Annotated in this window: 13 protein-coding genes; 1 reads left to right on the plus strand and 12 read right to left on the minus strand. The window is 48.1% G+C overall.

Annotated elements, in window-relative coordinates:
* Positions 1-25 precede the first annotated feature (25 nt).
* The gene (locus SELR_RS17015) at positions 26-6,868 is read right to left on the minus strand and encodes a phage tail tape measure protein (protein WP_014426114.1); all 6,843 of its coding nucleotides are present in this window, start codon (positions 6,866-6,868) and stop codon (positions 26-28) included.
* Positions 6,869-7,264: 396 nt separating this feature from the next.
* Between SELR_RS17015 and SELR_RS18995 the strand changes: the two genes are divergently transcribed.
* A complete protein-coding gene (locus tag SELR_RS18995) occupies positions 7,265-7,441 on the plus strand; it encodes a hypothetical protein (RefSeq protein ID WP_014426115.1) in 177 nt (58 codons plus the stop codon).
* Positions 7,442-7,477: 36 nt separating this feature from the next.
* On the opposite strand, the gene SELR_RS19425 is transcribed toward SELR_RS18995, so the two are convergent.
* From SELR_RS19425 to SELR_RS17060, 11 genes are all read right to left on the minus strand, one after another.
* Complete coding sequence (locus tag SELR_RS19425) at positions 7,478-7,600, minus strand: hypothetical protein (RefSeq protein WP_014426116.1); 123 nt, start codon at positions 7,598-7,600, stop codon at positions 7,478-7,480.
* 98 nt (positions 7,601-7,698) lie between these two features.
* Positions 7,699-8,073, minus strand: a complete 375-nt coding sequence (locus SELR_RS17020; RefSeq protein WP_014426117.1) for a hypothetical protein — start codon at positions 8,071-8,073, stop codon at positions 7,699-7,701.
* Between the two features lie 496 nt (positions 8,074-8,569).
* Positions 8,570-9,313 (minus strand): hypothetical protein, encoded by a 744-nt coding sequence (locus tag SELR_RS17025; RefSeq protein ID WP_102013529.1) that lies wholly within the window; start codon positions 9,311-9,313, stop codon positions 8,570-8,572.
* A gap of 21 nt (positions 9,314-9,334) precedes the next feature.
* Positions 9,335-9,763: a hypothetical protein gene (locus SELR_RS17030; protein WP_014426119.1), complete on the minus strand. Its 429-nt coding sequence runs from the start codon at positions 9,761-9,763 to the stop codon at positions 9,335-9,337.
* On the minus strand, positions 9,760-10,341 hold the full coding sequence (locus SELR_RS17035) for a hypothetical protein (RefSeq protein ID WP_014426120.1): 582 nt from the start codon (positions 10,339-10,341) through the stop codon (positions 9,760-9,762). Before SELR_RS17035 ends, SELR_RS17030 begins: the two co-directional genes overlap by 4 nt.
* On the minus strand, positions 10,341-10,898 hold the full coding sequence (locus SELR_RS17040; protein ID WP_014426121.1) for a hypothetical protein: 558 nt from the start codon (positions 10,896-10,898) through the stop codon (positions 10,341-10,343). The genes SELR_RS17035 and SELR_RS17040 overlap by 1 nt, the downstream gene beginning before the upstream one ends.
* Positions 10,895-11,461, minus strand: a complete 567-nt coding sequence (locus SELR_RS17045) for a hypothetical protein (protein ID WP_014426122.1) — start codon at positions 11,459-11,461, stop codon at positions 10,895-10,897. Before SELR_RS17045 ends, SELR_RS17040 begins: the two co-directional genes overlap by 4 nt.
* Positions 11,458-11,631, minus strand: a complete 174-nt coding sequence (locus SELR_RS19000) for a hypothetical protein (protein WP_014426123.1) — start codon at positions 11,629-11,631, stop codon at positions 11,458-11,460. Before SELR_RS19000 ends, SELR_RS17045 begins: the two co-directional genes overlap by 4 nt.
* 108 nt (positions 11,632-11,739) lie before the next feature.
* The gene (locus SELR_RS17050) at positions 11,740-12,807 is read right to left on the minus strand and encodes a hypothetical protein (protein ID WP_014426124.1); all 1,068 of its coding nucleotides are present in this window, start codon (positions 12,805-12,807) and stop codon (positions 11,740-11,742) included.
* Between the two features lie 45 nt (positions 12,808-12,852).
* A complete protein-coding gene (locus SELR_RS17055) occupies positions 12,853-13,869 on the minus strand; it encodes a TolC family protein (RefSeq protein WP_231848217.1) in 1,017 nt (338 codons plus the stop codon).
* Complete coding sequence (locus tag SELR_RS17060; protein WP_231848218.1) at positions 13,841-15,082, minus strand: phage portal protein; 1,242 nt, start codon at positions 15,080-15,082, stop codon at positions 13,841-13,843. Before SELR_RS17060 ends, SELR_RS17055 begins: the two co-directional genes overlap by 29 nt.
* Between the last annotated feature and the right edge of the window lie 81 nt (positions 15,083-15,163).

A 15,163-nucleotide genomic window follows, 5' to 3' on the forward strand; every position in this document is an offset into this window, starting at 1 on the left:
GATTTCTCCCCAGAGGTCAAACCTATTACCGGAATCCCATCCGCTGATTCCTTCCCAGAATAGCATTGAGAGCCCGTGGATTCTCTGCCAGTGCTTTCATCACCTGCTCCGAAGATGCCTGCGTATTGAGCACCACCAGGCCACCACCGTTCCCGTCTTTGCCCATGTTCCGCAACAAGTCAGTTTGCTGCGCCATGAGGCTTTCCATCTTTGCATTGGGATTATCGCGGTTAAGGACCGCCGCTTTCCTCGTTACATTGGCGGAAATATGGGGAACATACGGAGTGGGGGCAATAGCACCGCCATCAGCGTATTTACCATAGTTCATCTTGTCAAGTGTATCCTTGCCGATGCGCTTAGTAGCTTCGGCGGTCATCACATATTCGCCATTGGACAAATATACGAATCGATCTTTGTTACCGATGTAAGCCAGGATACTATCACTGGTTCCCGTTCCGGCCCCGGTGATTGCTCCTGCGGTTTGACCACCGGACGCATAGCCAGGAATCGTGCCTCCCGTGGCCCTTCCTGGGATATCGCCGCCATCAGCGAACTTCATACCAGCGCGGACCAACAAAGCCCTTAGCTGGATTTTCAAGAGTTGTTGCAATGCAAATTTACCAATGTCAGCCCAAAGTTCCTTGAAGGAATCTTTGAAGGATTTACCCTCGGCCAACACATTGGTAAACATGTTGGTCATGCCATTGAGAATCATGTTATTGAACTCTAATTCTACTTTGTTTATTTCCTTCTCTTTATCCTGGAGGGCCTTTGTGGTTTCATTGACTTCTTTCCGGGTATCCTGCTCGGCCTGGGTTCCCACGTTAGCCAGGGAATTCCACTCTTGACTAAGGCGTTTGACTTCGGCCTCCTGCTTGGCTATATCGTCGTTTAACGTTGCTCCTTTGCCATTACTACGGAGGTCAGCAAGTTTCGCAGAAGCCTTCTCGTATTCCTCTAGCTTTTGCTCACGAAGAATATCTCCTTCCTCCTTGGCTTCTAGGGCCGCAGCCTTCTTACGTTCTAGCTGGTCACGCAGGATATCCCTCTGGGCTTCCAAGACATCCTGTTTCCCCTTGGGGTTTCCATCGCCATACGGGTGGGCCAATTCATAGTCAGTATCCATTTTATCAATGAGATACTTATCCATGTCATCCTGGTTCATAAAGCCCGCAGCCTTTTCCCATGCCTGGCGTTGGTCCTCAATGGCCTTCGTGGTTTTTACCACCTTCTGCCGGATCTTTTCTTCGGCCTCTACCTGCTTCTTAAAGGAACCATCAGCATCATTGGTAAGCTCGGCCAATGCTTTACGCTCTGCCGGGACAAGTTCTTCCCAAGTTTTTCCCTTTTTAGCAAGGGCCACACCGATTTCCTTATGAGAATCCAAGTACGCCTTGATATTCGCCTGCGTAGAACTAAGGGCATTTTCCAGTTCACCCTGGGACCACTTCAACATATTCAGCTTCATATCGGCCACCGCTAAGTTTACTCTGTCCTCCGCAGACTTTCCACCGTTAAGAAAATCTATCGACTTAGCTTTCCAGGTTTTTGTATCCGCGTTCTCATAAGCCATCTGCTCTTTATAAAGAATTTCCTGATATCTATCCGGCTGGAAATCATTGATACTCTTTGGGGCCTTCTTCCGGCCACCGATACTTTGCGTATACGGTTTCCCTGCCAAGGTATTTACCGAGATTACACCTTCAATACCAGTGTCAGCAAAAGCGGTTTGCCAGTTCGTAGTATAATAAGCGGATACGCCTTGGTTGCCACCGGCAGCATAGTAACCTTCACCGTTGGGGCCAATCATGATTACATGGCCTGCCTTGCCTCCGTTGCCATTCGTGTTCGTCAATGCGATATCGCCGGGACGGACGGTGTACTGACCGGAGGTAATCTCCGAATAAGGATGGAAAGCATAGCTGGCTGCCTGGCTCCAATTCGTCGCTACCGGTGAAAGATTATCAACGGTCTGCTGATCTACCCCGGCATTGACAAGCGCCTTCTGGATAAACGTTGTACATACCTTTCTGCCAATATCGCGCCAATCGCCGCCACCATAGGGCTGACCTAATTCTTCCTTGGCTCCGGCGAGAACCTGGTCATTGAAAGAGGTGTAACCGCCAAAGTTATTATTATCGAAAGACCAGGAATTTAATTGTGCTTGTCTAAGGGCCATGATCTTGTCCCCATAACCAGAGCTCATGTCCCCGAAATACGCATTTAAAGCAGCCTTTAAGTCAACATGGCCATCGCTGGTCTTGGTATAGTCCGCCTTTTCAGCAAGGAGTTTTACTGCGGTCATAGCATTGTTAAGCGGATTAGAGATATCTCCTGTACCAAAGCGGTCAGCGTCGGCCTGTTGCACCTGGAACATACCAAAGTGTCCAGAGTGCATATAATCTTCCAGTAGGCTTCCATCGCCATTGTACTGCTTAATCGTAGTATCACCACCGGACTCATGGGCAGCTATGGCACGAAGCAAAGGTTCATCAAACCCGTATTGCTTTGCGGTTTCGGAATTTGCTGCGGCCCGGATAGCCATGGACAGATCATCGGTCAGCTTTTCATCAGCCTTCGGTTTTTGATGGCTAGTACGCGGGTGAGGCGTTCTTTCGTTGCCATACTTATTATTATCCGGAAGGGAATTCTGATGATTTTCCTCGGCCTTTTCCCTGCCCTCTATCAGAGCAGCCCTTGTAGCGGCTTCGGAAGCAAGATTTTCCTCTTTCTGCTCTTTTTCTTCCAGGCTTCCCAGATTACCTTGTTCAGTTTTCAGATAATCTTCTATAGGGCCAACGTTGCCAATCTTCCCGGCTTCTTCCACGGCCTTATCCATATCCCCTTGAGCTTTGGCTATTAATTCATCGGCTTTTGCAATTACTGCATCAGTACCGCCATTCCATTTCACTTCCAAGTCATTAAACCAGCCCATGATTCCGCCTAGTTTTCCATAGTTCTCTGCTGCGTCTTTCATCTTTTGAGCACTTTCCAAAGTAGCCTTTGCAGCATCGTATTTGCCCTGGTTCATCACACGGGCCAACCAGTTCCAACCTTCGCCGTTTCTCTTAACCTGCTTTAGTTCTTCCTGTAATGCCTCTATTCTGTGCCTCGTACTCTCAATTTGCGCCTTAGTAGCCTTAGCGTTCTCCTGTGCCGTGTTTGCTATATTTTTTTGCTCCTGGATACTTTTGCTTTTCTCTGTACCCATGTAATCCTTGATGGCCGTTAACTTAAACCCGTTGTCATCAAGGAATTGGCCAGCGTCAGTATGTAGGATTTCAGCGACGGTTTCTTCCATGTCCTTCAACTGCTCCTGCTTCGCCTTGTATTCCTCGCTGCCTTCGCTGACCGTAGCAAGACTCTCTTTGACCTTGTTATACGCTTCGGCCACCTGCAATACTGCGGTTTCCCGGCGCTCTGCCTGGTCATACTCCTGCTCTGCCGTGTCGATTTTCTCCTTGATAGCATCGGCAGCATCATGGGCAGCATTGGCTTCCTCGCCTTCTGCCATAGCGGTCATAAGGAGGTCTGCACCCATGGTAGCAGCGATTGTAGCAATGATGGTCATAGGACCACCAAGGGCCGATATTGCCGTGGTCAAGGTACGAGAAGTAACCGTGGCCACACGCTCTGCCGCTGCAAACGCAGAAGTAGCCAAAGCACCCGCACGAAGGACAATGTTCTTCCGGCCTACTGCTGCCGTTCCTGCGGTTTCTGCAACGGCCTCCCCGGTGGCAGCGCTGGCGTTTGCAGCTTTGCTTGCGGTATTAGCTGCGGTAGCTGCGGTATTTGCCGTAGTAGCTGCGGACTCTGCATGTTTAGCAGCCGTTGACGCACCAGTGCTTGCTGCATTGGCCGTTTCCGAAGCCGTATTTGTAGCCTTGGAAGCCGTGTTCGCCCCGGTCTGTGCCGTGTTAGATGCCTCGGCTGCTCCGTTGGTCCGTTGTGCCGCACTGTTTTGCTGCAACGCTATGGTTTCTTCCCGGATTTTCTGCGTATGTTCATTTCGTTCTTCGATGTCAGCACCGCTTCCCATGGTGCTCCTGCCGGTTCCCAGGGCCGCAGCACGTTCCGCACCTTTGGCTCGGCCTTCCTCCTTAGAGTCAGCGTACATATTACCGAAGAAACCTTCTGCCCGGTCACCTTTGCGATAATCCTCACTCATTCCCCAGGTAGTTCTTGCGGCTTCCTGCGCGGATACAATCTTGCCTAATGCTGCGGATGCAACCTTGATTGCTCCCAAGCCTGCTACAACGTATCCTAGATACTTAGCCAATACAAGGACATTCGTCTGGCCTTTCCCGGCTTCCTCGGTCATTTTACGGAGCCCTGTGGTTATATCCCGGATCTGCGTTGCCAGCCACTTTAAGCTATCGAAGCCTCCCTGCTGACCAAGCGTAGCCACGAAATTCACGGCTTCTGCTTTGGCCTGTTCAAATTTACGCTTGATGGTATCCATTTGTACGGCCACCTGCGCATCAGCAAACCCTTTGGTTTGACCATCGTTAAGAACACCCTGCATACGCAGAATTTCTTTGTAGTTTTTGAGGATTGCTGCAATTTTCGAGTATTGGTACTTGCCCCCAGCGAGAGTTGAAAGGAACTTCGTAGTATCCTTGCTTGTACTGCTCACGGCCAAGGATACATCGAGAATCTGCTTTTCCAGGGAACGCACATGCTCTACGCCATCGGTTCCCAATTCTCTCGTTTTAATGCCCCAGAGTTTCAGCGCCTTATCAGCCTTGCCGGAACCCATGGTTACAAACAAGGACTTTAATGCCTGTCCAATCTCATTACCGCTGCGGGCCGTAGTACGAACACCGGTTTCCACGAGCGATGTAAAGAAGGAGAAGGACACGCCAGCCTGGGCTGCCGACGCACCAGCGACCTGGATTGCCTGGGAAATATCCTGGCCGGACGCAGCGCCGCTATGAGCAGCCCTGGTCCAGATATCAATGATTTCCGAAGAACGGGTAAGCAGATCATTGGTATTTTCCGTCTGTAAATTCCACTGTGACATGGCCGCTTCCAGACCTTTCGTTGCTTCTTCCATGGAGAACGCATCGGCAACGGCCATCTTTGCTGCTTGGTCCGTGAAAAGTTTTGTATTGACCACACCATTTTCACCCTGTCCATACATACGACCAATGGAACGAGCAGCCTCTAATACCTCATCGGTGCTCTGACCATACTTACCAGCAATGCTGATGAAATCCGTCATAGCCTTGTTCATCTTCTCTGTTTCTTCGGCAAAACCTACGGCATCGGAGGCTTTCATATTCGGATTAGCTTCGATGGACGGGATAACCTGCCGGATAGCAGCCATGCGATAATCAATGTTGGTCATTTCGTTTTCCGCCAACGTAGGAACACCGGCAGCAACGCCAATGGCTGCACCCGTGGTAATCCACTGTAAATGCGACATTGCTTTACGAGCAAATTCAGATTGAGTACGAGAAGCTCCCTGGATGCTCCGCTGATATCTATCGTATTCCCTTTCGGTCTGTTGGAGTGCGCGACGAGTTTCTGCGAAAGCCTGTAGATTCTCCTGCGTAGGAGCTTTGCGATACGTCGCGTACAGAGATTCACACCGGGACTGTAACCGGCGAAGTTCCTGCTCATACGAGCGTACTTCTGTGGTCTGGTTACCAAGATTCTTGCCAAGGGCCGAAGCGTCCCTGGCCGCCGTAGATGCTGCATTGAAAGACTTTGCGTCACTAAAGCCAATCACCGGATTGACCGGAGCCACTTCCAACGCTCTCTTACCGCCAAGAACGCGTAACTGTTCCCGGTACTCTCTGGTTACCCGCTGCGCTGCCTGCAATTCTTCGTCTGTAAGCTGCCTGCCGCGGGAAATCGCAACATTCCATTTTTCCGCATCGGCTTTTACCTTGTCCCAAACCTGGCGAAGTTCCTTGCTGCCACCATAGTTCCCGGCCAGGGCATCGTTTCTCGCATTGATGACGCTACGGTTATTAGCGACGTTTCCACGCACCGTATCATTGATTTTCTTGCGGTTCGCCTTCTCCGTTGCCTCGGCAATGGCTTGCTCTTGTTCCAGGATTTTCTTCTGGTTCGCAATTTCAGCCCTCTGCTTTGCAAGGATACCTTCGTGAATCTTAGCAATGTTCTCCTTGACCTCGCGCAACTGGTTACTCTCGCGGACCTCTTTAGCATAGTTTACCCATCCGCCCTTTTTAGCATAAGGATTTTCCACGGCTTCCAGGCCATAGTTTTCCAGCGTCTTATTGGCACTGTTAATCATAGAGCGATATTTGTTAAACGTGCTCTGGGCCAGGGCCTTATGACGCTGCATGGACCGGTCATAGGCTTTCAGTGCGCTTTCCTGTGATTTAATCGCTGCGGTTACTTCGTCAAACTGTGCTTTAGCCTTGGCTCCCAGGATATTATTAAGATCCAGACTCTTAATACGCTGCATTTCATCTTGGACCATCTTAATCTGGGAAAGAACCATGTCCAGGCTCTTGGTTTGCTTGGAGTCAGCAAAACGAATGATACCGCCACGCATAAGATGCTCTTTTTCTGCATTTAACTCTCGGAGAATCTTCCGAAGTGAAACCATGTTATTCGTGAGGTCAGTGAAACCTTCATCTACGCCTTTGCCTTTCAGATCCAGCTTGCCTATTTCATCGCCAACACTTTTTACCGCCTTGGCAAATCTATTTGCTCCACCAGTAGCCGCATCGAAGCCATCTTTGCCCCCGAACTTGGTTACTTCATGGTTGAGTTCCTTGAACGTGCTCTCGAAAGCCTTTGTGTCATTCCGGATGCTCTCTAAGCGCCGTTTGAAGTAATCAACGTCAAGTTCGACTGTATATTTCAATGTTCTATCGTTATCAGCCAACTTTTATCACTCTCCTTATATTCTTGTCCACGAGGTTCGCCCATATAGCCCTTCTACGCTATCACCTATATAAACTATTGCGTCCACCTCTAAAATCGCTCTACGGGCCTCCTACGGCTTCTGTGAGCATTTCCGGGTAAAAACCTTGCATTGCTAAAAATACAGTGCTATAATACTCAATGTTGTCACACTTAATTTCATATTGCGACCATGAATCATTTCACGCTAACATAAGCGGATTAAAAACTCCTACTTATGAACCCGGCATATAAAAAATGCGGGGGGTATTTCAAATTGCTGACTGTGGCCTTGTACCCTTGCGCTCAACCGAAAAACCGCAACGCGGTAAAGGACATAGGAAGCACAAATATTTTTTATTCTCTTGGAGGGATTCTCATGGAAAACATGAATAACGTCGCAATTGTAAATGAAATTAAGGGTAAACTTATCGGAGCCGAGCAAATTCTTTTTTTGCTCAACCAAAACGGCACCAATGATGACTACGAGGACGTTATTGAAATTGTCCGTAATACTCTCTCAGATGCCATGGAGCTTACTGATAAAATACTGTGACGAACTAAAGGTACGATGGTTAACATCGTGCCTTTTTTATTCGCCAAGTAATGCCCGGATAGCATCGTCACCTTCCAAAACTTCTCCGGAAGAATCACCGTTTAATTCCGCTTGTTCTTTTTCTGCATTTTCGCTAAGGCCAAGCAATAAATCTTCCATCTGGTTAATCCTTAAATTCTCGATATCCTCCATTGTGAGGCTTGTGTTTTTAACTAAGGACGCAAAAAGATTACGCCAATGAGTTTCTTCGCCCTTCTTTATTTCTGTTTTTTTTTAAAGGTGGATAAACCAAGAAGCAATTCCACAATCTGCGCTGCCGTTTCTAGGTCCAACCATTCGTTAATCTGTTCCTTTGTTTCCCGGTAATCCAATGCTAACTCTACGATTTCCATCACATCATCAGCAAAGCCATTATCGAAGTTTATCCTCCCATCCGGCAGGGTTTCTACTTCGCCATCTTCGCCAATAACCGGGGCCATAGCATAGAGGGCAAAAGAGCCCGGATCATACTTCGTCGTAAAATCGGTTACCGTTTGAATATCTTTGAATCTCGCGCTGAATACCTTGTGCTTTTTTCCGTATCTATCACGGACAGTCCGATAAACAGATACACTATTTTCTTCCTGTTCCATACAATCAACTCCTATAAATGAAAAAAGACACCTCACAGGTGTCTAAAATATGTTATACTTATTAAGTTGCCACAACCTTCCATCAAGGGTTAATCCGGCGAGGAAGGAGGGAACGATATGTTTACTCACGAATTTTGGCTTTCGGTGTTAGCAAGTGCTATCGGCGGCATAATTGTCGAAGTTGCCTTGCGTTGGTTAGGTATGTAGCCGATACCATGTGTGGTAATTAGCCAGACACCAATCAAAAAAGGCCCCCATGCTAGTCCATCACCACTAGCGGGGCCTTTTTCTTTTGGGTAACATATGTATACCCACGAATTTTTAGCTACGTTTAATATATCACTTCGCGCCGTAAAAGTCAATAATTTCATAATTTAACAATGGTATAATTGTATAACTGTGTACCATTACGCCATTACACTGCTATACAATTACACCATTACAATGGTGCAATATAAGAAAAACGGGCCTGGCTACGAAAGCCAAGCCCCATTCCTTAGTCAGCCACCTTGGAAACCGTGATAACTGCAAAGTCATCGTGACCATCACCAGGATCAAGGATATTGACCGTAAGCTGCGGCGTAGATGCCTTATCACGAGCCGTTTCAATATCGAATTTACCATCGCAACGCACACGACGAGCATAGATATCAACCTGGTACTTAGTACCGTCGCTGGATTCCGTCTGGAACATCCAGTTGAACGTAGCGACTTCCGGCATTGCGTTTTTCAGCATGGAAGCCTGCACTGCGGAAGCATCGTCAGCCTTGTACCATACTGCATATTCGCCTGCTTCTGCACCTTCGGCAAAAGTTACTTTACCGTCAGCACTTACAGTTACCTTGTCAGACTTTGCACCGTCCGGACCAAGAATTGCGATGACTTCAACACCGGACAGAGTTTCGCCTTTCATAAGTTCCGTAGATTCCGTGGTCAGCAAAACACGATTCGTGCGCTTATTTCCGGAAGCCTGCAAATTAACGCCCTGGGCTACCGTAAGCTGCGAGAGGGAAAATTCCGCATTGGTAATCTCAATGTTACCTTCCTTCTTGCTGATGAAAGTGTAAAGCGGGAACAGAGAATCACCACCGTACTGGTCCTCGGTAGTCGCATTGACGTTCAGCTTCATGCTCTGGCTCGTAGTCAGTTCCAGGAGTTTACCGGAAACAGTGTTCAGAACACCTTTGCCGATACCATGGAGTAACAAGCCTTTACCTAAAATGTTGTTCAGATTAGCCATGTTATACATCACATTCCTTTCTTAGTTGAATACCAATGGCATAAATTCCAATCGGTATTTAAATATATCTTTGATTCCAGAGGTTTTCTGTCCTTCGGAGCAAACTCGCTCGTCAAAATACTCGTGCATAAGGTAGACAATTCTCTCTCGTATGTTACCGACTTCTGACCGGTTTTTCGTATAAATATCAATTCTTAGAATTCCCTTATTCATATAAGCATTTTTCGTGGTGCTTGCATCGACAAAATAAAACGCAATGAAATTCAAATCCTTTGGTTCATATTCGTCTACTTCTTGGTCCCTTCTGCGGAACTTCAAAGAAAAATTCTTGTCTTTCGCCGGACAAAATGAAGCATCATTTTCCGGCCTTTTTATTTTGAGGTATCTTTGTAAATCCTCGTCGCTGGTGAGCACATTAGCCAGCTTTTCTGTGTATTGAAAAGTGTTCACTTTGGTTCACCTCGCATAATATATCTGTCAGCCATAGCCCCCAGCGCATTGAAAATATCATCTTCCATTACGGCTATCCTTGCCGATTTACCAGAAGAAGCGGTGACATTTTCCTTGACAATATGCTGACCTTCAATGGGACGTACTTTGGCCCATGGTTTACCACCGCCAGCCGTTTGCCATTCCAGGTTTAAACCATGAGGCATAGCTGCGGAAGAACCTTGATGCCAATTTCCATCTAAGTCCTGATAAGGGCCACGGGTGCGGATTTCTGTGCCGCTTTCATCGTTACCAGGTGGCTTTCCACGCTCTTTATTCCACAACTCACTACGTTTATAAGCCGGTAAATCCGGGTTTTCTTTTGCATTATCCATTTTTGAGCCGGAGCCGTGTTCCAAAATCCACATCTTTTGGCCGCTCGCGACGTATTCACCACGCACAACATCGTAATCATCTTTGACTATATGAAAGTCAATCTCGGCGTTGCCCTCTGGCCTTTTATGCTTTGACCAGTCAGACCGGATATCATCCATGATCCCCCTCGCCGTTTTCTGCATCACATTCGCCAGTTCACTCATTAGCGGTTATCCTCGGATACCTGGACTTCAAAAAGATTTACATACTTGGCCGTATCTACGTTTACCACGTTATAGTTTCTCCCGTTCAATCTGATTCGATATAGGAGGTCAATATCAATGTTCGGCTGCATGATGATCTTTTTTACCGTCGTTTGCAGGATACCAGCGTCATACTGCTTCATCGCTGCGGATATATCAGAGAAATTTACCGGGACATTCTCGGCAATAGTCACTGGTCTCTGTTCAATCAGTTCATAGTCCTCATAAATGTCCTCAAACTTGATTACCTCGATATATCCGTTGATCCGTCGCCCTTGCATCTGCACTGCATCGGCGGACCGTTGCTTTGCAATGATAAGGAACTTCTCGCCGGACACCTCGCGGGTAATTAGCTCGCCATCGGTAATCTCTGTGTCTGTATTGGTTACTATAACCTTGCCATCAGCAATAGTCTTTGGAGCCATAGACTTACCACGGCGAAGCACCAAGGCTTTCTCGGTTTTATCACGGAACGTAAGCGGTTCCAGGCGGTCCGCATAGAACTGTAAGACATTCACTGCACCTGCACCCCGTCCAGAATCCGCTTTACTTCCTCGGTCATAACACCGTCATTACCAAGCGTAACCTTGATATCATAGTCATCACGGGACTTCCACCGCAAAATACCGCCCATCTGCTTGATATTGCAGGCGAGAATCCCGCAGGCACGTTTTACGTCCTCCGGAACCTCCGGATATCCGCTGGTATACTTCACCGTGATAAACTTAGGCGTGCTCCGGAACATCAAGGACCGGGGCATGTAGAAGGAGAAATACTGCGACGTATCGCCATCGAACTCTAAGCACTCCGGTTCCAACTCCAAAGAATCAGTACCAAAAGGGCTGCGGGTTTTCGCAGATACCTTATCTATGGATATCCTGGGATAATGAATCAGCTTCCCACGGGTTTCCTCGGTAGTCCTGCGATAAGTCAAGTCAACTCGTTCTGTATATTCCACCGGACCAAAAGAGCAGCCTTTATATGCGTCAATGAGGACACTTGCTGCCTCGATGTGATCCATGGTCACACCAACGGTCAAACCGCAATACTTCGTGAGTTCATCTTCGGTAATGTATGTCACTTGATATACCCCTCCTTGCGCAGATGCTCCGCAAATTCCGTAGACACATTAACTTTCCCATCTTTAATGGGGATTTCCACAGAATTTGCCAGGAAAGACCTGCATTTCTTATATGCCTCTGCTACCTCATACCCGGTAACTTCGGCCTCTGTTTTCTTCTTAGCTGCCATGCTCTCACCCCCCATCAATCTCATGCCCTAATTAAGCCCTTCAAGGGTAGGGTATTTTGGTAAGGGCGTGGGATTACTCCTCACGCGCCCTCCCTTGAAAGGCATGGATTAAGCCGTGGGATTAACGGTCTTAGTCAGAATGAAGTGTGCGCCGGTCTGTGCTCCGTGTACGATGTAGTTGGAGAAATCCAGTACAAACTTGTCCGTCAGCAGACGGTCATTTGCCAGCGGGGTTTCCGGATTAGCAATCTCGTAAACCTGCGGGCCATCATTGAACAACCAGATACGGTCAATCATTTCCGTATTGAGTGCGACAATCTTATGCGTTACTGCGCCGGTCTTTTCATCGACTTCCGGTTTAATAAACGGAGTGAGGACAATCGGCAGAACACCCATCGGAGTGTAGAAGCCAGTCACCTTTACGCCAGGCAGGATTTCAGCCTCGATTTCACGATGGTAAATCTGGCGTTTCTGTTCCTCTTTTACCAGCACATCGTAGGTGGCATGGTTCATCGCAATGACATTCGGCTGGCCTTTGTAATCAAGACGGGCCATGAGATTGGCGATCTTGGTATTCAGAGCATCGGAAATCGTAGTATTATCGGCAATCGGAGTTACATCGGTAATCTGGGAAAGCACACCGCAATACTCGAAGGAGTCCGTTGCATCCAGAGCCGTCTTGCCGTTCCAGAAGTCATTGGAAGTCTTACGAGCGAAATCAACAAACATGTCATTGTAATCTTTCGTAGTCAGATCCTCGAAAGTACCGTAGTTCTTCTCCATCTGGCGGGTGAAGAAGTCATAGCGGATACCAGTAGCATATGCACGCGCAAAAGCCTGCTTCCAGTTATCACGCTTATAATCGTTGTCCAGAGCCTTCGGACGGTAGGACGGATTTTCCTTCGTGCCAAAGCCCGCGCGGGGATCAATGGCTACCGTGTTTTCCGGAATTGCCATCTGCTCATTCCAGGTGTGGGGGTAACCTTTTGCCCGGACAGAGTTCACTTTCAGACCAATGGCGAAGTCACGTTTCAGATAATCATGGAGCACAGAATCATAGTCACCAACAACGAGCATATGATCTTCGTTGTATACGGTCACCGGGTTACCTGCGGACTTAATCAGCGTACCGTCCATACCGGTAGCCATAGCCGCTGCGAATTTTTCTCTAGCCATGTTTCACATCACATTCCTTTCTAAAAAAGAGCCAATCCCGAAGGATTAGCCCTGCATACGAAGTTTCGTAATCTCTTTAATTTTGTCCATGGGACTCATTGCAGATGCCTTGATTTCGGCCATCTTAGCTTCCCGGTCATCATCGCCCACCAGCGGATTGCCTGCTACATGCTGACCAGCCTTCGGAGTGGGGATTTCCTCTTTGGAACCTTTCATCGGTTCCGGCTCTTTGCCTTCCTCGCCATCTTCCGGTTCGCCCTCGCCCTTTTCCTCGGCTGCTGCCTTGATTGCGTCAACGTCGTTCTTGGCCTGCTCTGCGGCAGCCTTGACTTTATCAATAGATGCCTTGATATCGTCCAGATCCTCTTTGGATACCTGTGCTTCCAGAGAAGCCTTGATTTCGCCCTGGGTTTCCTCGATGCTCTTAATGCGCTGCTCCATGGATTCAGCCACAGAAGCCGCAATCTCTTTTACCAGTGCGTCCTTTTCCTCTTTCGTCATTTCCACATCACTCCTATTTGCTTTTGCTGCTGCCAGTTTTTCAATGAACGTGTCACTGAAAGCTGCACAGTTCTGCCAAAGGATTGCACAACCACAACCCTCGAATTTGTCCATATAAATAACTTCCTCGTCCTCATGGGTGGCCGTTGCATACCATTCCAAGGAGAAACCCAGGGAACCAGCGCCATTGAGGATCATGTACGCTTCATCCGGATATTTCTCTTTCCACACAACGATTTCAGCCATGAGGTTTTCGCCTTCTGCATGAACTTCTCGGATATAACCGATGTTCACATTGCCGTGGTCCGTGAATAAATCCTCCGTATCCTCGTACCAACTCGGATATACGCAATTCAGCGGCATCCCTACAAAGGACTGTGCGCAGGCGTCCACAGACTCCTGCGTAAATGCTACGAGCTTACCACCGGCCCCACACGGCGAACCAGACGATGCCTTGCCAATCGTAGCAATGCAGCCGGTAATTACCATTTTGTGTGCTTCCGTGGACATCACAACATTAGAGAGCGATGCTTCAATCTTTGTCTTTTTCGTTGCTATCACCCCCTTCTGTATTAGTAGTATCCTTTATATTTCCGTTCCCATTGAATCCACCAGCAATACCAAGGTCAACATTGATATTCGCCGTTTTCTCCGGGTAGGTCATATTGGCATAATCAGAGGTGCTTTCCTCGTAGCCCATGATTCTGCGGACTTCGTTTTCCGTAAGCACTCCCTTGTAGTATTCATCCACCACACGCTTGGATTTTACGGATTTCTGCATTTCAGAATCCTCGAAGATATATCGGAATTTCAGTACACCGCCAAGGCCCATGTTGGCAATCACATAGTTGTTATACAGGTCCTCCATCATCGCTGCATAGGGCTTAATGAGTTCCTGTGTCATAGCGTTTTCCTGGTCCTCACCGGTGCTCCTGTCATTTGCAATGACCAGACCAAGTTTTTCCGGTGGGATGCCAAAGGCCACACCGACAATCTGCGTCAACTTTTCAAGCCACTGCAAATACAGGCCATCACTGTTGATTGCCTTGATCTGCTTGGTTTCCACAGACTTGGAACCGGCCACAACCGGGATACGTCCAGTGCCTTCGATATCGTTCTTCATGTATTCGATGAATTTCTCTCGTTGTTCGGAGTTGATTCCTTCACCCAGGGAAATCAAGAACTCTGCCGTAGCGTTGGTGGCCTTCTCGTTGGCCTGCTCAATGGAGTCCAGGTAAAATCTCACATACTGGTAAGCCATCATAATCGGAGATAAGCCATAGGGCTGATATGTGAAGTAGGACCGCTGCATATAAGCAATGTCCTTGGCCGTGAAATACTTCATGCCATCTTCCTGCTGCTGCATATACCGTACTGCGTTATCGTCCGTGTAATCGTATGGAACCACCATCTGAATCGTCGAACCATCCACCGGATAAAGGTATACAGGGTGCTTCGTGGACCGCGCCTTGGCCACCTCTGCGCACATAGCGTCAAGCACCATGGCATCATCCAAAAGCCGCTTCGTGAACGAACTACGGCTATCCACAAGATTAGGATGCTCAATGCAATTCTGTACCGCTGCAATCTCCCGGATTTTCTTTCCCCGGCCACCAATCACATCAATGGTATACGGCTGCCGGGCCAAGGAATCCTGGACAATGGTTATCGCCTTCCGCACGATTGGATCACGACTGAAATTCCGTAACTGCCTTACCGTGGGATTTTTCGGGAGCACTGACTTGCGCTTATTATCCCGTGGCATCCAACTCATGTACATCTGGTTTGGAAGGAGCCTAGCGAGGGGACCTTTGCTTGCCAAAAACTTTTTTACGTTGTCAAACAATGTTTCTCA

The organism is Selenomonas ruminantium subsp. lactilytica TAM6421, assembly GCF_000284095.1.
GTDB classification, from domain to species: Bacteria; Bacillota; Negativicutes; order Selenomonadales; family Selenomonadaceae; genus Selenomonas_A; species Selenomonas_A lactilytica.

Excerpts from the sequence above, each read along its gene's own strand:
- SELR_RS17035 (WP_014426120.1), bottom strand. The coding sequence starts at position 10,341 with ATGAGTGAACTGGCGAATGTGATGCAGAAAACGGCGAGGGGGATCATG.
- SELR_RS17060 (WP_231848218.1), bottom strand. The coding sequence starts at position 15,082 with ATGAGTTGGATGCCACGGGATAATAAGCGCAAGTCAGTGCTCCCGAAA.
- SELR_RS17025 (WP_102013529.1), bottom strand. The coding sequence starts at position 9,313 with ATGGCTAATCTGAACAACATTTTAGGTAAAGGCTTGTTACTCCATGGT.
- SELR_RS17050 (WP_014426124.1), bottom strand. The coding sequence starts at position 12,807 with ATGGCTAGAGAAAAATTCGCAGCGGCTATGGCTACCGGTATGGACGGT.
- SELR_RS19000 (WP_014426123.1), bottom strand. The coding sequence starts at position 11,631 with ATGGCAGCTAAGAAGAAAACAGAGGCCGAAGTTACCGGGTATGAGGTA.
- SELR_RS18995 (WP_014426115.1), top strand. The coding sequence starts at position 7,265 with ATGGAAAACATGAATAACGTCGCAATTGTAAATGAAATTAAGGGTAAA.
- SELR_RS19425 (WP_014426116.1), bottom strand. The coding sequence starts at position 7,600 with ATGGAAGATTTATTGCTTGGCCTTAGCGAAAATGCAGAAAAAGAACAA.
- SELR_RS17020 (WP_014426117.1), bottom strand. The coding sequence starts at position 8,073 with ATGGAACAGGAAGAAAATAGTGTATCTGTTTATCGGACTGTCCGTGAT.